Annotated in this window: 17 protein-coding genes and 1 pseudogene; 4 read left to right on the top strand and 14 right to left on the bottom strand. The window is 69.4% G+C overall.

Annotation, left to right across the window (positions count from 1 at the left end; translation table 11 throughout):
- The first annotated feature begins 34 nt into the window (after positions 1-34).
- Positions 35-943 carry a LysR family transcriptional regulator gene (locus KF871_RS14395; RefSeq protein ID WP_291143838.1) on the top strand — a complete coding sequence of 303 codons (909 nt, stop codon included), beginning with the start codon at positions 35-37 and terminating at the stop codon, positions 941-943.
- A 37-nt stretch (positions 944-980) separates the two neighbouring features.
- Here the strand turns inward: KF871_RS14395 and KF871_RS14390 are convergent, their stop codons facing one another.
- The 13 genes and pseudogenes from KF871_RS14390 to KF871_RS14330 all read right to left on the bottom strand — a co-directional run bounded on the left by KF871_RS14390 (position 981) and on the right by KF871_RS14330 (position 12,656).
- Positions 981-1,841 carry a F0F1 ATP synthase subunit gamma gene (locus tag KF871_RS14390; RefSeq protein WP_291143835.1) on the bottom strand — a complete coding sequence of 287 codons (861 nt, stop codon included), beginning with the start codon at positions 1,839-1,841 and terminating at the stop codon, positions 981-983.
- 6 nt (positions 1,842-1,847) lie between these two features.
- Positions 1,848-3,359, bottom strand: a pseudogene (locus tag KF871_RS14385) (F0F1 ATP synthase subunit alpha); the annotation flags it as partial.
- Entirely contained in the window at positions 3,356-4,102 is a 747-nt protein-coding gene (locus KF871_RS14380) for a hypothetical protein (RefSeq protein ID WP_291143832.1), read from the bottom strand. The pseudogene KF871_RS14385 and the gene KF871_RS14380, both read right to left, overlap by 4 nt.
- A gap of 11 nt (positions 4,103-4,113) precedes the next feature.
- On the bottom strand, positions 4,114-4,365 hold the full coding sequence (locus tag KF871_RS14375; RefSeq protein ID WP_291143829.1) for a F0F1 ATP synthase subunit C: 252 nt from the start codon (positions 4,363-4,365) through the stop codon (positions 4,114-4,116).
- Between the two features lie 46 nt (positions 4,366-4,411).
- Positions 4,412-5,083, bottom strand: a complete 672-nt coding sequence (gene atpB, locus KF871_RS14370) for a F0F1 ATP synthase subunit A (RefSeq protein ID WP_291143826.1) — start codon at positions 5,081-5,083, stop codon at positions 4,412-4,414.
- Positions 5,080-5,361, bottom strand: coding sequence for an ATP synthase subunit I (locus tag KF871_RS14365; RefSeq protein ID WP_291143823.1), 282 nt, complete (start codon positions 5,359-5,361; stop codon positions 5,080-5,082). The genes atpB and KF871_RS14365 overlap by 4 nt, the downstream gene beginning before the upstream one ends.
- Positions 5,362-5,375: 14 nt before the next feature.
- Positions 5,376-5,648: an AtpZ/AtpI family protein gene (locus tag KF871_RS14360; protein WP_291143820.1), complete on the bottom strand. Its 273-nt coding sequence runs from the start codon at positions 5,646-5,648 to the stop codon at positions 5,376-5,378.
- Entirely contained in the window at positions 5,645-6,112 is a 468-nt protein-coding gene (locus KF871_RS14355) for a F0F1 ATP synthase subunit epsilon (RefSeq protein ID WP_291143817.1), read from the bottom strand. Before KF871_RS14355 ends, KF871_RS14360 begins: the two co-directional genes overlap by 4 nt.
- The gene (gene atpD / locus KF871_RS14350) at positions 6,109-7,539 is read right to left on the bottom strand and encodes a F0F1 ATP synthase subunit beta (protein ID WP_291143815.1); all 1,431 of its coding nucleotides are present in this window, start codon (positions 7,537-7,539) and stop codon (positions 6,109-6,111) included. Before atpD ends, KF871_RS14355 begins: the two co-directional genes overlap by 4 nt.
- A 34-nt stretch (positions 7,540-7,573) precedes the next feature.
- Positions 7,574-8,335, bottom strand: coding sequence for an enoyl-ACP reductase FabI (fabI, locus tag KF871_RS14345; protein ID WP_291143925.1), 762 nt, complete (start codon positions 8,333-8,335; stop codon positions 7,574-7,576).
- Between the two features lie 8 nt (positions 8,336-8,343).
- On the bottom strand, positions 8,344-9,528 hold the full coding sequence (locus KF871_RS14340) for an acetate/propionate family kinase (RefSeq protein WP_291143814.1): 1,185 nt from the start codon (positions 9,526-9,528) through the stop codon (positions 8,344-8,346).
- A complete protein-coding gene (locus KF871_RS14335; protein WP_291143812.1) occupies positions 9,525-10,931 on the bottom strand; it encodes a bifunctional enoyl-CoA hydratase/phosphate acetyltransferase in 1,407 nt (468 codons plus the stop codon). The genes KF871_RS14340 and KF871_RS14335 overlap by 4 nt, the downstream gene beginning before the upstream one ends.
- Before the next feature lie 18 nt (positions 10,932-10,949).
- Positions 10,950-12,656 (bottom strand): alpha/beta fold hydrolase, encoded by a 1,707-nt coding sequence (locus KF871_RS14330; protein WP_291143810.1) that lies wholly within the window; start codon positions 12,654-12,656, stop codon positions 10,950-10,952.
- Between the two features lie 243 nt (positions 12,657-12,899).
- On the opposite strand from KF871_RS14330, the gene KF871_RS14325 reads away from it, so the two are divergent.
- Together KF871_RS14325 and KF871_RS14320 are read left to right on the top strand one after the other, a co-directional pair.
- A complete protein-coding gene (locus KF871_RS14325; protein ID WP_291143808.1) occupies positions 12,900-13,697 on the top strand; it encodes a phosphodiesterase in 798 nt (265 codons plus the stop codon).
- Between the two features lie 73 nt (positions 13,698-13,770).
- Positions 13,771-17,058 carry a PAS domain-containing protein gene (locus KF871_RS14320; protein ID WP_291143806.1) on the top strand — a complete coding sequence of 1,096 codons (3,288 nt, stop codon included), beginning with the start codon at positions 13,771-13,773 and terminating at the stop codon, positions 17,056-17,058.
- 182 nt (positions 17,059-17,240) lie between these two features.
- On the opposite strand, the gene KF871_RS14315 is transcribed toward KF871_RS14320, so the two are convergent.
- A complete protein-coding gene (locus KF871_RS14315; RefSeq protein ID WP_291143804.1) occupies positions 17,241-18,143 on the bottom strand; it encodes an inositol monophosphatase family protein in 903 nt (300 codons plus the stop codon).
- Positions 18,144-18,248: 105 nt separating this feature from the next.
- Between KF871_RS14315 and KF871_RS14310 the strand changes: the two genes are divergently transcribed.
- Complete coding sequence (locus KF871_RS14310) at positions 18,249-18,983, top strand: RNA methyltransferase (RefSeq protein ID WP_291143795.1); 735 nt, start codon at positions 18,249-18,251, stop codon at positions 18,981-18,983.
- The last annotated feature ends 23 nt before the right edge of the window (positions 18,984-19,006 follow it).

Raw genomic sequence — 19,006 nt, 5'->3', positions numbered from 1 at the left:
TCAATGCAACTTACTGTTCCGATATGTGAGACAAATGGACCGATTCGATGCCATGCGGGTGCTGGTGGCGGTGGTGGATGCGGGCAGCTTCGTGAAAGCCGCCGACGCGCTGGGCATGTCCAAGGCGGCGGTGTCGCGCCACGTGGCCGACCTCGAGGCGCACCTGGGCGTGCGGCTGTTGCACCGGACGACACGCCGCCTGTCGCTCACGCCGGAGGGAGAGCTCTACCACCTGCGGTGCCTGGAGGTGCTGGCGCGGGTGGACGAAGCCGAAGCCGAAATCACCTCGCGCAGCGGCGAGGTCAGCGGCGTACTGCGCATCAACGCGCCCTTCACCTTCGGCCTGCTGCACCTCGCACCGCTTTGGATGGAGTTCATGGCCTTGCACCCCAAGGTGACGCTGGACGTGACCCTGGCCGACCGGATGGTGGACCTGGTAGAGGAGGGCTTCGATCTGGCAGTGCGCATCGCGCGCTTGCCCGACTCCAGCCTCATCAGCCGCCAGCTCAGCCGCACGCGCGTCGTGCTGTGTGCCTCACCTGAATACCTTCACCGCCACGGCACGCCCTCGCATCCGGCCGAGCTGGCGCGCCACAGCGTGATCAGCTACAGCCTGTTTTCCATGGGCGAGCACTGGGTGTTCGATGGCCCGGAAGGGCCGGTGGGCGTGAAGGTGAACCCGCGGCTGCGCAGCAACAACGGCGATACATGCCGCCTGGCCGCGCTGCGCCATCAGGGCATCGTGCTGCAGCCGTCGTTTCTGGTCGGGCCCGACATTCAGGCCGGGCGCCTGGTGGAGATCCTGCCCGAGTACCGTTCCGTCGAACTGGGCATCTACGCGGTCTACCCCTCGCGCAAGTTCGTGGCGCCCAAGGTGCGGGTGCTGATCGACTTTCTGGCCGAGGCGTTCGCGATGCAGAGCTGGGGGGCGCGCGCCGCCTGAGCCCGCAAGGCGCGTGGCACACCTGAGCGCGTCGCTGTCACCGGCCCTCTTTGGCCGAGCCGCTGAGCGCGGCCGCCAGCTCGATGACTTCGCCGGTGATGGCCTCCTGGCGCCACTGGCGCTCCTCGGCACGCAGCCCTTGCACCATGCGTTGCACGTTCTCGCTGGCGGCGGCCATGGTGCGCAGGCGGGCCAGCTGTTCGGCCGCGTGCCCGTGCAGCACGGCGCGCGTGAGCTGTGCGGCGACGTATTCGACCAGCAGGTCGTCAATCAGGCGCGCCGGCTCCACATTGAGCCGCGGTGCCTTGGTCGGTGGGCGATCGTCGGGTGCGGGTTGTGGCGTCAGGTTTCGGCGGCGGATCAACAGGTTTTCGCCTTCGTTGGAAACCGCCAGTTCGCTGCCGATGATTTCCACCGCATCCAGCGGTTCGCTGGCGAGCGCCCGGGCCAGGGCGGTGTGCAGTCGATCGCCCAGCGTGGACGCCGCGTCGGCATGCGCCACCATGGGCGCAAACCACTGGGGTGTGCAACCGCGGGCGTGTGCCAGCCGGCGCAACTGCGATCCGACCATCAGCACGCGGCCGCCGGTGGCTTCACCGGCCGCGTCCAGCACCCGCTCGCTCAAGCCGCCGTTGAAGCCCTGCTCGGCGCCGATCAGCACGGTCAGCGTCACCCTGGGCGCGGCTGCACCCGGCGCGCGCGCGGGCGCTGGCGGCAGCAGCGCACGGGCCTGGCCCATGGCGGCCGTCACCGTGCGGGTGTAGTCGTCGATGCCGGCGATGAGGGTGCGGGCTTGCTGCAGCCGGGCCGCGGCCACGCCCCGCATGGCGTTGGCCAGATCGCCGAACGCGGTGACCGTGCCCAGGCGGTGGTGCAGGTCTTGCGCGCTGGCGTCCATGGCTCAGGCCTTGATCAGTCGGGCCACGCTTTGCAGCAAGGCCTGGCGCTGGTCCGCGTCGATGTGCTCGCGCGTCGCCAGGCGCGCGCTGAGCTCGGGGTCTGCGCGCAGCGCCTCACGCAGGCCGCCCAGGCTGTCTTTGACCTGGGCGGGTTCGAGCGGGTCGAGCACGCCGCCCTGCAAGGCCAGCAGCAAGGCCATCTGCAGGGCGACCGTCTCCGGTGCCAGGCGTGGCTGGGCCAGCACCGCGCGAATGCGGCGACCACGCGCGATGCGGGCCTTGACGTGCTCGTCCAGTTCGGTGCCGAAGCGTGTGAAGGCTTCGAGCTCCAGGAACTGCGCGTAGTCCAGCCGCAGCGAACTGACCACCTCGCGCATCAACGGCGCCTGGGTCTTGGCGCCGACGCGGCTCACGCTCAGGCCGGTGTCGATGGCCGGCAGTTGCCCGAGGTGGAACTGCTTGGTGTCGAGCACGATCTGGCCGTCGGTGATCGAGATCAGGTTGGTCGGGATGTAGGCCGACAGGTTGCCGGCTTCGGTACGGGCAATCGGCAATGCCGTGAGCGAGCCGCCGCCGCGCGCCGGCGACAGGCGCGCGGCGCGTTCCAGCAACTGTGCATGCACGTGGAAGATGTCGCCAGGGTAGGCCTCGCGCCCCGGGGGCTGGCGCATGAGCAGGGCCAGCTCGCGGTGCGTGGACGCGTGCAGGCTGAGGTCGTCGACCACGATCAGCGCATGGCCGCCCCGGTCTCGAAAATGCTCGGCCATCGAAAAGCCGGCAAAGGGCGCCAGCCATTGCAGACCCGGCGCGTCGGCACCGGTGGCCACCACCACGATGCAGCGCTGCAGCACCTGCGCATCGCGCAAGGCCTTGACGACCGCCGACACCGCTTCGGACTTCTGCCCGACGGCCACGTAGACGCCCACGATGTCGCTGTCGCGCTGCGCAATGAGCGCATCGATCGCGATCGAGGTCTTGCCCGTGCCGCGGTCGCCGATGATCAGCTCGCGCTGGCCGCGCCCCAGCGGAAACAGCGCGTCCAGCGCCAGCGTGCCGGTGTGCACCGGCTCATGCACCGCGGCGCGGTCCAGGATGCTCGGGGCCGGGCGGTGCGCGGGCAGGCGTTCGGGTGTGACCAGTGGCGGTCCGCCGTCGAGCACGCGGCCCAGGGGGTCGACCACGCGCCCCAGCAGTGCATTGCCCACGGGCACGCGCACCACGTCGCCGGAACGCGCCACCGCTTGCCCGACCTCGATCGCACGGTGGTCGTCCAGCAGCACACAGTGCGCGCTGTCCTCGTCGAGGGCGGCCACGTAGCCCTGCCGCCCGCCGGGAAAGTGCACCAGCTCGTTCAATCGCACGTCGGGCAGACCCGACACCTGCGCGATGCCATCGGCCGCAGCGCGCACCCGGCCCCGCTGCACCAGTCGGGGCCCGATGGGCAGACCGGCCACGCGCGCCAGGCCGCGCTCGCGCCAGGCCTGTGCGTCGAGCAAGGGCATCTCTTGTGGGGTCATGGCGAAGGTGGTGATTGCAGTGCGGCTTTCGCGCTCGCCAGCGCATCGGCCCAGTGGTTGGCCACCACGGCGTGATCGAAGCGCAGCTCCACGCCCCTGATCAGGGCCGCATCAACGGCGAAACTCAACGTCAGTTCGGGCGAGACCAGTTCGCGCAGCGCCTCGCTGGCCTGCCGCTGGGCCGCGGCGTCCAGCGGGTGGGCGCTGACCAGCTGGGCCGACGGTGGTTTGTCTGCGTCCAGCCAGGCGCGTCGCTGTGCGGCCGCTGCTTGCCGGACCTGCGCCAGCGCAGCCTCCAGAAACCCCGCGTCGCCTCCCTCGGGGGCCTGGCTCAGCAAACGCGTGGCGAGCGTCTGCGCTACCTGCGCCGCCTCATCGGACAGGTGGGTTGCGGCGTCGCGGCGCGCCGCGGCGATGTCGTGTTGCGCGTCGTCCATGGCGGCCTGTGCGGCCTGTTGCGCGCGCTGCGCAGCGGCGTCGCGTTCGCGCGCCGCTTCGGCCCGTGCTTCGCTCAGCACCGCCTGGCGCGATGCCTCGAGCGCCGCCTGGCTGTCGCTGAGTGTCTGCTGACGCGCGTCGGCGGCGGCTTGCGTGGCCTGTGCCTGGGCCATCGCGTCGGCCACCTGACGGCGGCGCTCGTCGATCAGCCGCAGCAGCGGGCGATAGAACAACCAGCGCAGCAGCGCGAGCAGAACCAGCAGGTTGATCAACTGCAGCAACAGGGTCCAGCCATCGATCTGCACGCCTTGGGTCCTCAGCGAATGAACGGGTTGGCAAACAGCAGCAGCAAGGCCACCACGAGACAGTAGATGGCCGTGGTCTCGATCATGGCCAGGCCCACGAACAGGGTGCGCGAAATGGTGCTGGCGGCCTCGGGCTGGCGGGCGAGCGCGTCCATGGCGGCGGCCACCGAGCGGCCCTCGCCCAGGGCCGGGCCGAGCGCGCCGAAGGCGACGGCGAAGACGGCGCCGGCAATGCTGACGATCTGGATCCAGGGGATGTCCATGGGCTTGCTCCTTGGGATGTGGGGTGTCGGAAAGTGATGGGTGGCGTCAGGCGGTGCCATCGCCGGCGGCGGCGGCGATGAACACCATCGCCAGCACGGTGAAGATGTAGGCCTGTATGAAGCCGGTGAGCAGCTCCAGCGCCATGAACGGGATCGGCACCAGCAGGCCCGCCAGGCCCAGCACCACGGCGGTGATGAACATGCCGCTCATGATGTTGCCGAACAGGCGCACCGTCATCGAGACGACGCGGGTCACGGCCTCCAGCAGGTTCAGCGGCAGCACCAGCACATTGGGTTGGGCATAGGTCTTGAGGTAGCCCCACAGGCCATGGCGGTGCAGCCCGGAGACCAGCACCGCGGCAAACACCAGCAGCGCCAGCGCCAGATCGGTTTCGAGCGCGCCCGTGGGCGGCTCCACACCGGGCACGAATCCGCTCAGGTTGGCGCCGAGGATGAACACGAAGATCGTGCCCAGCAGTGGCAGAAACGGCGCGGGGTCGATCTTCATCGTCGAGCGCATCTCGTCGGCGAGCGTGCTCACCAGCAGCTCGGCGCCGGCTTGCAGGCGCCCGGGCGACCACAGCGACAGGCGCCGGGTGGCGCTCCAGCCCAACAGGGCCAGCAGCGCCATGACGCACCAGGTGATCACCACCGGGCGGGTGATGGGCACCGGCCCGAGTTGCCACACGACCTCCAGGTGGAAGGGGTTTCGGGTCATGGGGTCACATCCTTGCGCACCTGGCCCACGAGGAACTGGCGCGCGAGCAGCACACCCAGCGCGAACGCGATCAGCGCACCAGCACCACTGGTCACCGCCCACCACATGGCAGCGCCCATGGCGGCAATGCGCGCCAGGTGCACCAGTGCCAGCAGCCACCACGTGCGGGTGTTGCGCTCGATCAGGCGGTGCACCAGCCAGCGCAGCGAGCCGAAGTACGCCGCACCGGCCAGTCCGCCGGCGCCGGCATGGCCGATCAGGGTCCACCAGTCGTTCATCGTCAGGCCCATCGTCATCGTGTGTGTACCCAGTGCCATGCGCTCCAGCAACCCAGGGCCAGGCCGACGAGCAACAGCGCCGCCGTGAACGTCAGGCCGGTGTGCCAGAGCCGGTCCAGCCAACGCCCCAGCGCAATGCCGCCCAGTGCGGGCAGCACGATCATCCAGCCAAGCACCCCCACCGCGGCCAGTTGCCGCATCAGCGAGGGTTCGCCCTCGCGCCGGCTGAGCTCGGCGCGCTCTCGGTGCCCGCTGATCTGGCGCGCCAACTCGTCTTCGCTGCTCATGGCAGTGTCCCCAGGTCGGTGTGCGCAGTGACTGCGCTGCGCCGCAGGGGGCGCATGAGTTCACGCAGGGCGCGCAGCTCCAGTTGCCGTGTCTCGCGCTGCGCTTCGTCCTGCGCGAGCTGGCGCGAATGCAGCCGCGCGATCACCGTTTGCTCCAGCAACTGGAGGTCGTCGCCGGCAATGGCTTCGCGGGTGGCCACGTGGATGTCGTTGCCCTGGCGCATCGCCAGCACGCCGCCGCGCACCGCGCAGTGGTGCCATTGATCGCTTTGGTCGCGCCAGCTCACAACGCCCACGGTCAACACCGCGAGCAGATCCTCGTGCCCGGGCCACAGGCCGAAGCCGCCGCTGGCGTCGCTGGCGCGCACCGAGCGAATGCCCTGCGCGTCGATGGCCACGGCGCCAGGGTCGGCGATGCGCAGATGGATGTCTCGCGCCTGAGGCCAGGGGGGTGAACCGCTCATGCCTTGTCCACCCGTGCGCGGGCTTCGTCCAGTGTGCCGACCATGAAGAGCGCGCTCTCCGGCCAGGTGTCGCATGCGCCGTCCAGGATCGCCTGGCAGCCATCGAGGGTCTGAGCGCGCGCCACCCGGCGCCCGGGATTGCCGGTGAAGGCCTGCGTGACGGCAAAAGGCTGGGTCAGGAAGCGCTGCAGTTTGCGCGCGCGGTCCACGAGGCGGCGGTCGTCGACCGACAGCTCTTCGACACCCAGCAGCGCAATCACGTCCTGCAGTTCCCGGTAGCGGGCGATGGTCTCGCGCACCGCACGCGCCAGGTCGACGTGGCGCTGACCGACCACCTGCGCATCGAGCAGGACCGATTGCGACGCGAGCGGATCGACCGCGGGGTACATGCCTTCGGCGGCGAGCGCGCGCGAGAGCATGACGCGGCTGTCGATGTGCGTGGCCAGCGCGGTCACCGCAGGGTCGGTGAAGTCGTCGGCCGGTACGTACACCGCCTCGATGGCGGTGAGCGAGGCGTGCTCGCCGCAGGCGATGCGCTCCTGCACCGCCGCGACCTCGCTGGCCAGGGTGGGCTGATAGCCCACACGCGACGGCAGGCGACCCAGCAGGCCCGACACCTCGGCGCCGGCCTGCACGAAGCGAAATACGTTGTCCATGAGGAGCAGCACATTGCGGCGCGCCTCGTCGCGGAAGTACTCGGCGATGGTCAGCGCGGCCAGCGGCGTGCGCCAGCGTGCGCCCGAGGGTTCGTTCATCTGCCCGAAGACGAGCACGCTGTGGTCGATCATCCCGGAGTCGCGCATGTCCTGCAGCAGCTCCTGCCCTTCGCGGCTGCGCTCGCCCACACCCGCGAACACCGACAAGCCCTGGTAGGTGCTGGCCATCACCTGGATGAGCTCCATCACCAGCACGGTCTTGCCGACCCCTGCGCCGCCGAACATGGCCGCCTTGCTGCCCATGGCCAGGGGCGCGAGCAGGTCGATCACCTTGATGCCGGTCTCGAACACCTCGACGGCGGCACGGCGGCGCTGCATCGGCAAGGGTGCCTGGTGAATCGCTCGCCAGGGCGTGTCCGCCGGCAGCGCCGGGCCACCGTCGCCGGGTTGGCCCACCACGTCGATCAGGCGGCCCAGCAAGCCCTCGCCGACCGGCACCGTGAGCGCATCGCCGCTGTCCACCACGGGCGTGGCGCGGGCCAGGCCGTAGGTCTCTTGCAGTGCCACGGTGCGCACGGTGCGCTCGTCCAGCTGGGCCTGAACCTCCAGCATCAGCGGGCCGGCCTGATCCCACTGCACCTGCAGTGCCTGCGTCACGGGGGGCAGGGCGCCGGCATCGAATCGCACGTCCACCACCCCACCGTGCACCGCCACCACGCGGCCGGTGGCTGGGTGGGTGGTGGTGGCGGGCGTCGATGCGGGCGTGGGCATGCGGGGCGTCGGGCGGGTTGGTCAGGCGGGTCGGTCAGGCGGTGATGTGAAAGCCGTTGTCGGCGAAGGTGACCGACCCTGTCAATGGGGCACCGGCGTCGCTGGCCAGAAATGCGGCGATGCGGCCGATGGCGGGCAGGTCGGTGAGTTGGTGGCCGGGGGTGCGCGCCCTGACGCTGTCGATGAGTTCGTCGAAGTGGGCAATGCCCGACGCCGCACGCGTGTTCACCGGTCCGGCGGACAGCGCATGCACGTGCACACGGCGGGGCGCCAGCTCCACCGCCAGCGAGCGCACGCTGGCCTCCAGGGCGGCCTTGACCGGCCCCATGAGGTTGTAGTGGTCGACCACGTGCTCGGCGCCGTAGTAGCTCACGGTCATCAACGCGCCACCGTCGCTCATCAGCGGCAGGGCCAGCCGGGCGGCGCGAATGAAGGAGTGGCAGGACACGTCCATGGCCAGCGCAAAGCCCTCGGCCGAGCTGTCGATGAGGGGCGCGTGCAGATCGTCGCGCGGGGCGAAGGCGATCGAGTGCAGCACGAAGTCGAGCCGCCCCCAGGTGCGCGCGACCTGCTCGAACACCGCTTCGAGCTGGCCGGGCACGCTCACGTCGCAGGCCAGCATGAGGTCGGCGCCCAGGGCCTCACCAAGCGGGCGCACATGGGGCTCGGCCTTGTCGTTGAGCCAGGTCAGCGCAAGGCGGGCGCCGGCGTCCACGAAGGCTTGTGCGCAACCGAAGGCGATGCTGTGCTCGTTGGCGATGCCGATCACCAGGCCGCGTCGCCCGTCGAGATCGATGGGGGAACTCATGCACTGGCCTCCAGCAGATGCAGCATGTCGTCGACGATGGTGCGCTCCTCGTCGGTGGCCAGCACGTAGGCGCGCAGCCGGCTGTCGCGGCTGGAGATGCAGGGCCCGTGGCGCTGGTTGGCCGCGTCGTCGAGCGTAAGACCCATCCAGGTCAGGCGCTCGGCGATCATGGCCCGCAGGGCGGCGTCGTGCTCGCCGATGCCGGCGGTGAACACCAGCGCATCGAGCCCGCCCAGCGAGGCGGCCAGGCGCGCGACTTCGCCGGCACAGCGCATGGCAAAGATCGTCAAGGCCTCGCGCGCCGCCGGGGCCGGGCTGGCGTGCAGGTCGCGCACGTCGGCGCTCACGCCCGACAGACCGAGCAGGCCGCTGCGGTGGTACAGCAGATCCTCGACCTGCTGCACCGTGAGCCCCTGCGCCTGCAGCAGGTGCAGCACCACGCCAGCGTCGAGCGCGCCGCAGCGCGTGCCCATGGGCACGCCGTCGAGGGTGGAAAAGCCCATGCTGGAGTCGACGCTGCGACCGTCCAGCATGGCGCACAGGCTGGCGCCGCTGCCCAGGTGCAGGGCCACCACGCGGCCACTGGCGTCGGCTGGGGCAAAAGCAGCCAGGGCACGCGCGATGTAGGCATACGACAGACCGTGAAAGCCGTAGCGGCGCACGCCCGCGTTGTGCCAGTGTTCGGGCAGGGCGAAGCGGCGCACGGCATCGGCCTGTGTGCCGTGGAACGCGGTGTCGAAGGACGCCGTCTGCGGCAGGTCGGGCCGCAGCGCCTGCACGGCGCGGATCAGGCGCACGCTGTGCGCCTGGTGCAAGGGCGCCAGGGGCGTGAGTGCCTCGATCGCGTCCAGGGTTGTGGCATCGATGGCCACCGGCCCGTGAAAGTGCAGGCCGCCATGCACCACCCGGTGGCCGACCGCCCCGAGTTCGCCCAGGGCGTGGTGCGATTCCAGCTCGGCCAGCAGGGCATCGGTGACTTCGTGCAGGGACTCGGTCACGGGCGCATTCAGCGTCAGCGCGTGCGCCTCGCCGTGGAGTTGAAGGCGCAGCACCAGCGGCGTGCGATGAAGGTCCAGCGCACCGCGACCCACTTCGTGCGCCGCCTGATCGCGCACCTCGTACAGCGCCAGCTTGATGGACGATGAGCCTGCATTGAGTGTGAGCAGCAGCATCGGCGTCACCGCGATGGGCCGAGCACGCCGCGCCTGGCCGACACCAGGCGGGCCAGTGCCACCGAAGCCAGCCGCACGCGAACGGAGTCGGCGCGGCTGGTGAGGATAATCGGCACCCGCGCGCCCACCGCCAGCCCGGCGGCATCGGCGTCGCTGAGGTAGATGAGCTGCTTGGCCAGCATGTTGCCGGACTCGAGGTCGGGCACGAGCAGGATGTCCGCCTGACCCGCCACCGGCGATTCGATGCCCTTGGTGCGGGCAGCGGCCAGGCTCACCGCGTTGTCAAAGGCCAGCGGGCCATCGACCTGCGCACCCGTGATCTGACCCCGGGTCGCCATGACGGTCAGTGCGGCGGCGTCCAGCGTGGCCGGCATGGCGGCGTTGACCGTCTCGACCGCGGCCAGCACCGCCACCCGGGGCGTCTCCAGGCCCATGGCGTGCATCAGGTCGACCGCGTTCTGGCAGATGTCGCGCTTGTGCGCCAGGGTGGGTGCGATGTTGATGGCGGCGTCGGTGACCAGCAAGGGCTTGGGGTAGCTGGGCACGTCCATGGCGTACACGTGGCTGATGCGACGTTCGGTGTGCAGCCCCGAGCCAGGCGCGACGATGGCGCCGAGCAGCTCGTCGGTGTGCAGGCTGCCTTTCATCAGGGCGCTCACGCGCCCCTTGACCGCCAGTTCAACCGCCCGCGCGGCGGCCGCGTGGCTGTGCTCGACCGCTTCGATGTCGATGCCGGCCAGCGAGATGCCGGCCGCGTCTGCCACGGCGCGCAGCCGCGCCTCGGGCCCGACCAGCACCGGGTCGAGCAGGCCCTGCTCGCGCGCTTCCATAGCCGCCTGCAGCGCCTGCGCCGAGCAGGGGTGCACGATGGCGGTGGGCATGGCGCCCAGGCCGCGCGCGTCGCTCAGCGCCTGGGCGTAGCGGCTGTGACGCTGCACCGCCACGTCCGGCATGGGCATCATGGGTCGGCTGATCTTGACCTTGGGCGCCAGCACCACGGCCTGGCCCGACAGCACCACCTGACCGGTCTGGTCGGTGCAGGTGGTGGTCAGCTTCACCTGGCCGCGGCTGGCGTCTTTTTCGATCACCTCGACGGTGGCGGTGATCTCGTCGCCGGGCTGCACCGGCTTGCGAAACCGGATGTCCTGGCCCAGGTAGATGGTGCCGGGGCCAGGCAGTTGTGTGCCCAGCACGGCAGAGATCAGTGCCGCGGTCCACAGGCCGTGCACGATCACGTGGCCGAAGCGGTCGTCGGCGGCGTAGGCCGGGTCCATGTGTGCCGGGTTCATGTCGCCCGACGCAGCCGCGAAGAGGGCGATGTCGCGTTCGCTGGCGGTGCGTGTGATGGACGCGCGCTCGCCAATGGTGAGTTCGTCGAAGGTGCGGTTGTGCAGCAGGGTCTCGATGGTCATGCGTGGCCCTTCAGTGGCTCAGCGCTCGAGCACATAGCTGCCCGGCGCGTCGGCCAGCGGCGGGAAGGTGCGGGCACCCATCGACGGCGGGCGAACCGCTCGGGGGCTGCCGTGCCCGCTGAGCCAGTCGTGCCAGGCGGGCCACCACGAGCCCTCCTGCGCCACATGGTTGGCCTCCCAGTCGTCGGCGCTCTGGTGCAGGTCGCCCGGCATGCGGGTGGCCAGGCGGTAGTGGCGGTGCGGGTGGCCGGGCTCGTTGACGATGCCGGCGTTGTGGCCGCCGTTGGTCAGCACGAAGCACAGCTCGGTGTCGGTGAGCTGGTGCAGCTTGTAGACGGAGTGCCAGGGCGCCACGTGGTCGCGCTCGGTGCCGACCAGAAAGATCGGCAGCTTCAGGTCCTGCAGGGCCACCGGGTGGCCGTCCACCACGTAGCGGCCGCTGGCCAGGTCGTTGTCGAGGAACAGCCGGTGCAGGTATTGCGAATGCATGCGAAACGGCATGCGTGTGGCGTCGGCGTTCCAGGCCATCAGGTCGATCATGGGCGCGCGCTCGCCCATCAGGTAGTCGTGCACGGCACGCGACCAGACCAGATCGTTCGACTGCAGCATCTGGAAGGCGCCCGCCATCTGGTCGGCCGTGAGGTAGCCGCGCTGCCACATCATGCTGTCGAGCATGTGCAACTGCGCCGGGTCGATGAACAGCCCGAGCTCGCCGGGTTCGGTGAAGTCGGTCTGCGCGGCGAACAGGCTCATCGAGGCCAGGCGCTCGTCGCCGGCGCGCGCCATGGCGGCGGCGGCGATGGTCAGCAGCGTGCCGCCCAGGCAATAGCCCACGGCATGCACCTTGCGCCGCGGCACGATGGCGTTGACCGCGTCCAGCGCGGCCATCACACCCTCCTGGCGGTAGTCGTCCATGCCGAGGTCGCGCTCGGCTTCGCCCACGTTGCGCCAGGACAGGCAGAACACCGTGTGGCCCTGTTCCACCAGCCAGCGCACCATGGAGTTCTGCGGCGACAGGTCGAGGATGTAGTACTTCATGATCCAGGCCGGCACGATCAGCACCGGCTCGGCCTTCACGTGGTCGGTGGTGGGGCTGTACTGGATGAGCTCAACCAGGCGGTTGCGCATGACGACCTTGCCTGGCGTGCAGGCCAGGTTGCGACCCACCTCGAAGGTCTCGGTGCCGGCGGGCGGGCGGCTGCTCAGGCGCCGGGTGGTGTCTTCCCAGGCGTTGTTCAGGCCGTTCCACAGGTTCAGGCCCTGCTGCTGGCGGGTCTGGTCAATGACTTCCGGGTTGAGCCAGGGCAGGTTCGACGGCGACCACATGTCCAGCAACTGGCGGCAGGCGAAGGCGGTCACCGCCTCGCTGTGAGGCGCGGTGCCCGGTACGTTGTGCGTGGCCGCGCGCCACCAGGCTTCGGTGCGCAGGAAGGCGTCGGCCATGCCCTTGAGCCAGGGGTGTTGCTGCCACGCGTCAGCACGGAAGCGGGGGTCGCGTGCCAGGTCCGGGTTGGCTTCACCGCAGGCGAAGGCGGTCGCGCTCTGGGTCATGGCCGTCAGCAGCGCCAGGCGCTTGCCGGGTGCCCCCGCGAGGTGCATCGCCCAGTCGGCCCAGGCCAGCGCCAGCGATTCCGGCGAGAGGCCGCCGGTGGCGCGGGCCATCCAGGCCTCCCTGAGGCAGTCGAGGGCGTGCGGTGTGTCGGGTGCAGTGGGTAGGTCGGCCATGCGCGGTCGTGGGCATCAAATGGGTGGATGGCTGGCCCGTCCCTTTCGGGCTGACCAAGTTCGGTCGATTCTGGGCAGGGTTTGTGTCGCTCTTATTGATGCAGCGCAACATGCGGGCCTGCGTTGGTGTTGGCGCCAAGCTGCAAGCACCCGGGTGGCGCTCGGGCATCCACAGACTGTGCTGGTCAGTTGGGCACAAGCTTGGTTCAATCCCGTCGCGATGACAGACCCTTGGAGACACGGATGCTGATTGCCCAGGTATCGGACCTGCACGTCTGCGCACCGGGGCGGCGGCTGGACGGTCGCGTCGACACGCACGGCATGGCGCAGGCGTTTGTGCAGGCTTTGCTCAAGCGGCGCCCCTTGCCCCAGGCCCTGGTGCTCAGCGGCGACCTGGTCGACGCCGGGCGACCCGAGGAATACCGCCACCTGCTCGACGCGCTGGCGCCGCTGGCCCTGCCGCTGTACCCGGTGGCCGGCAACCACGACGAGCGTCAGGCCCTGCGCGCGGCCTTCGGCGAGCGCTTCGGCCCGCACCAGCACGCCATGGACAGCCACCTGCAATACGCGGTGGACCTGGGTGAGCTGCGGCTGCTGGTGCTGGACACGGTCGTGCCGGGCGCGCCCCATGGCGAACTGTGCGCGGCGCGCCTGGCCTGGCTGGCCGACCGGCTGGGCGAGGACCCGCGCCCCAGCGCCATCGTGATGCACCACCCACCCTTTGCCACCGGCATCGGGCACATGGACGCCATGGGGCTGTTGGCCGGTGCCGTCGAACTCGAGGCCCTGGTCAGGCGTCACCCGCAGGTGCAGGGCATCTGGTGTGGTCACCTGCACCGCACCATCGTCACCGGCTTCGGCGGCGCACCCGCCGCAACCAGCCCGAGCTGCGCGCACCAGATCGCCCTGACCCTGCAAGGCCATGGCGCCGATGGCTACACGATGGAGCCGCCGGGCTTCATGCTGCACACTTGGCACGGCGGTCGACTGGTGAGCCACGTGGTGCCGATCGGCGATTTCGGCGGAACGCACCCATTCTGAATGCGGGTTCACACCCAAGGCGGGCGCGGCGGGGCATGGGGCACAATGGCCCGGCACTGCCGCCGACTGCGCCTTGGAAACCGAAGCCTCACGCCCGTCTTCACACCCGGTCGATGCAACCGACGCGTTGCCGTTCCGCGCGTTCTTCCTGGCCTTGCCGGTGGCCGCGGCCATTTCGCGCCGTGTGGATGGGCGACTGATTGAAGTCAACCCGGCCTGGGAGGCCCTGACCGGCGATTCGCGGGCTGAAGCGATCGGGCGCACCACGACCGAGCTCGGGCACTGGCGCGGCCTGGACCGCGAAACCTTTCTGGCCCATATCCCCGGCGAGATTCCGCCGACGCGCCTGCACTTTCACGGCGGCGTGGCGCACCTGGTGCGCATGCACGTGGCCGTGTACGGCGAGGGGCACGAGCAACTGCTGCTGGTGCAGATGATCGAGGCCGAGCGCGAGGTGGAGGCCATCCAGGCGCGCGAGCAAAGCGAGCAGGCCTTGTGGCAAGCCAACATCGAGCTGCAGCAGCGCGTCGAGTTGCACCAGATCATCGAGAAGACGGCCCGCGTCGGGCACTGGACCAATGCCGAAAACGACCAGGAGGTGATCTGGTCCGACGGCCTTTATGCGATTACCGGCATGACGCCGCACGACCGCATGACGCGCAACGACGGACGCAGCGGCATTCACCCCGACGACATGCCGACCTGGTTGCGCCTGCGCAAGGCCCTCGACGGCGAGGAGATGGTGTTCCGCTGGACACGCCCCGATGGCGAGATGCGCTACATGCGCACCCGCATGGGCCAGACCACCGTCAAGGGCAACCCGCAGACCGATTTCGGTGTGTTGCAGGACATCACCTCGGAGCGGGAGATCAGCAACCGGCTGTCCGAGCAGCTCAAGCTGCTGCAGAACATTGCCGCCCGTGTGCCCGGCGTCATTTACCAGGCGGTGCTGGGCGCCGACGGTGTGAGCCGCATCACCTATGCGAGCGAAGCCGTGCGCGATCTGTTCGGTGTCGAGCCCGAGGCATTGACCAGCGATGCCGCGTACCTGTTCGACATTCTTCATCCCAAGGACAAACCGCTGGTGATGGTGGCGCTGGCGCGCTCGGCCGAAGACCTGGTGCCCTGGCGCCAGACGTATCGCGTGGTGTTGCCAGAGCGCGGGGTTCGCTGGCTCAGCACCGAGGCCTTGCCGGCGCGCGAGGCCGACGGCAGCGTCGTCTGGCATGGCTTCAGCACGGACGTCACGCTGGAGCAGGAGGAGCGGCAGCGGCAGGCGCGCATCACGCGGATGCTGGCGGCGATTTCCCAGGCCCAGTCGCATTTCATCGAGGGCAACGACCAGCGGCTGGCGTTTGACGGTCTGCTGGCGGCGTTTCTGTCAGTGACCGGCAGCGGCTACGGTTTTCTGGCCGAGGTGCTGTACGACGACGAAGGCGCGCCCTACCTGCGCACCCGTGCGATCACCGACATCTCCTGGGACGAAGCCTCGCGCAACTTCTATCAGTTGCACCGCGACAAGGGCATGGAGTTTCGCAACCTCAATACCTTGTTCGGGCACGCCTTGCGCAGCCGCGAGCCGGTGATCGCGAACGACCCGGCCAACGATTGGCGATCGGGCGGCATGCCCGGCGAGCACCCCGATCTGGACGCGTTTCTCGGCATTCCGCTGTCGGTGGGTGACCGTCTGGTGGCGATGGTGGGCCTGGCCAATCAGCCGGGGGGCTACAGCGACGCCGATGTGGCGTTTCTGGAACCCCTGCTGGGTTCCTTGCGCCAGTTGGTCGTGGCGAGCCGGGCACAAGAGGAGCAGTTGCGCACACGCGCCCAGCTTGAGGACACGTCGGCGCTGCTGGCCGACAAGAGCCAGGCCTTGCGCCTCACGCTCGACAGCATCAGCCAGGGGCTCGTGAAGATCGAGGCCGACGGCCGCATCGGCATCTACAACACCCGCTTCCTTGAATTGCTGGACCTGCCTGAAGAGGTGGTGAGCAACCACCCGCAGCACGACGATGTGATCCGTTTTCAGACCGAGCGCGGCGACTTCGGCCCCGATCTGACCTGGGTCGACTCGCATGCGCGCGAGTACATCAGCCTGCGGCCGGACGCGCAGATGCCGGCGGACTTTCTGCGTCGCACGCGCCAGGGGCGCACGCTGGAGATCCGCACGTTCCAGTTTCCCGATGGCGGCATCGTGCGCACCTATGCGGATGTGAGTTCGTACATCGCCGCCCAGGATGCGCTCAGGGACGAACGCCAGCGCCTGGCCTGGGTGCTGGAGGCCACCCGCCCCGGCATCTGGGAGACCAACCTCAGCGACCGCACCATGGTGGTCAACGAGCGATGGGCCGAGATGATCGGCTACACGCTGGACGAGCTGCAACCCATCTCCTACGACACCTGGTACTCGCGCGTGCACCCCGACGACCGGGCAATGGCCATTCGCCTGCGTGAGCGCCACGCCGCCGGCGAGTTGCCGTATTACGACTGCGACATCCGAATGCGGCACAAGGACGGCCACTGGGTGTGGGTCAACACCCGCGGGCGCGTGCACAGCCGCGACGAGCACGATCGCGCGCTGTACATGTCGGGTACCCACCTGGACGTGAGCGACCGCGTGGCCGCGCAGGAGCAGATCCGCGCGCTCAACGCCAGCCTGGAGCAGCGCGTGAGCGAACGCACGGCGCAGCTGGAGCGGTCCATGCGCGACATGGAGGCCATCTCATATTCGATTGCGCACGATCTGCGCGCGCCACTGCGCTCGGTCAACGGCTTTGCCCAGGTGGTGGCCGAAGAGGAGATGGAGCGCCTGAGCCCGCAGGGCCGCGAAATGTTCCAGCGCATCTCGCGCTCGGCGCGCAACATGGGCCAGATGATCACCGACATGCTCGAGTTGCTGCGTGTGGTGCAGGTTGAACTGGAGCCACGCCCGGTGGACATGGTCGCGCTGGCCCATGCGGTGGCCGAAGCGCTGGGCCCTCAAGCACCCAACGCACGCATCGACGTGGGCGAGATGCCACTGGCCATGGGCGACGCCACCTTGCTGCGCCAAGTGCTCAGCAACCTGGTGGACAACGCCATCAAGTACTCGCGCCAGAGTGCGGCACCGCGGGTGGTGGTGGGCTATGACGCGGCGGTGCGCGCGTATTTCGTGCGCGACAACGGCATTGGCTTCGACATGACACGCGCGGCCAAACTGTTCGGTTTGTTCCAGCGCCTGCATGCACAGACCGACGTGCCCGGCATGGGCGTGGGCCTGGCCATCGTCTCGCGCATCGTCGAGCGCCACGGCGGGCGCGTGTGGGCCGAGTCAGCGCCGGGGCAGGGCGCGACGTTCTGGTTCAGTCTGCCGCGCGCCTGAACTGGGAACACCCCGCCGCGCTGCGCGCGACCCCCTCAAGGGGGCTGAGGGCCGCGGCTCCAAGCCTGCCTGCGCAGGCTTGGACGGCCCGAAGAGGCAGCGACTCAGGCGCTGTCGCGGCCTGCAAGGCACACCTGAGGCCCGGCAAAGCCGGTTCCTCGGCGTCTCTGGATGAAGTCCCGTCACTCCGCAGGCGAGTCGTCCGTCTTCGGCGCTGCCACCGTCTTGCGTGCGGCAGCGCGCGCCTGGCGCACGGCCGCCTTGTCGCCCGCACTGGCGAACTTGCTGTACTTGGCGGTCAGGGCGACGAGCTGGCCATAAACCTTGGGGTTGGCGGCCAGGCATTCCTTTTGTTCGAGGAAGTCCGGCTCACCGGTGAAGTTGCCGATCAGGCCACCGGCCTCGGTCACCAGCAGGGCTCCAGCGGCCACGTCCCAGGGCGACAGGCCCATCTCGAAGAAGCCGTCGGAGAAGCCGGCCGCCACATAGGCCAGGTCGAGTGCGGCCGACCCTGGGCGGCGCACGCCGGCCACCTTGGGCATGACTTCGCCGAGCATCTGCATGTAGGTCTGGAAGGCGTCGCCCGGGCGGAACGGGAAACCGGTGGCGAGCAGGCAGTCGCGCAAGGCGATGCGCTTGGCCACGCGGATGCGGCGTTCGTTGAGGTAGGCGCCGCGCCCGCGGGTGGCGCAGAACAGGTCGTTTCGGGTGGGGTCGTAGACCACGGCCTGCTCGATGCGCCCATCGACCATGAGCGCAATGCTCACGCAGTAGACGGGGAAGCCGTGAATGAAGTTGGTGGTGCCGTCCAGCGGATCGATGATCCACACGTGGTTTTTGTCGCGGCCCTTGCCGGGCTGCTGCCCGGACTCCTCGGCCCAGATGCCGTGATCGGGGTAGGCCGTCTTGAGGGTTTCGATGATCGCGGCTTCGGCCGCGTGATCGATTTCGGTGACGAAATCGTTGGTCTGCTTGGCGGTCACGCGGACCGTCTCAACGTCGAGCGCGGCGCGGTTGATGATGGCGCCGGCGGCGCGTGCGGCCTTGATGGCCACATTGAGCATGGGGTGGTAGCTGGACGACATGAATTGTGACCCTCGCACGGGCGCGGGTGTGAAGAGCGGGTTGGGGGCCGCCAGGCGCCCGGCGATGCGGGGCAGCGACAATGGCGGCGATTTTACCCGGCCCTCATGAAAACCCGTTTTGTCCTGATCGAAACCAGCCACGCCGGCAACGTGGGCGGTGCCGCCCGTGCCCTCAAGGTCATGGGCTTTGATGATCTGGTGCTGGTGCGCCCGCGCTGGCCCAACGTGCTGCGCAAGGAAGAGACCATCCAGCGCGCCAGCGGCGCCAACGACGTGCTGGCCAGCGCCCGGGTGGTGGATACGCTGGACGAGGCGTTGGAGGGCATGACGCACCTGTGCGCCACTGCCATGACGCCGCGCGACTTTGGCCCGCCCACGCGCTCACCGAGAGAGCACTTCGGTGAGCTGCTGGCCTCGGCGTCGCCCCCGGCGGGCATCGCCTTCCTGTTCGGCAGCGAGCGCTTCGGTATGGCCAACGACGACGTCTACCGTTGCCATGTGGCCCTGTCGATTCCCACGGCACCGGGTTATGGCTCGCTCAACCTCGCGGCCGCGGTGCAACTGGTGGCCTACGACTGGCGCCAGGCGCTGGGGGGCTTTGCCGTGGCCTCGCCCGCGCCGGTGCGCGAAGCAGCCGACGCCGCCGCCGTGGCTGGCATGCTCGATCACCTGCAGCAGGCGCTGGTGGCGGTGGACTTTCTCGACCCGGCCGCGCCCAAGAAGCTGATGCCGCGCCTGCAACAACTCTTCAACCGCGCGCAACCGAGCGAGGAAGAAGTCCACATTCTTCGCGGTGTTGCCCGCGCCATGCTGCAGACCGCCGAGCGCGCGAAACGCTAGACTGGCCAGCCTTTCCGATCTGG

The organism is Hydrogenophaga sp., from assembly GCF_019635465.1.
Classification (GTDB): Bacteria; Pseudomonadota; Gammaproteobacteria; order Burkholderiales; family Burkholderiaceae_C; genus Hydrogenophaga.
Note: the sequence above shows the minus strand (reverse complement) of the source record. Positions and strands in the feature narration are given on the sequence as shown.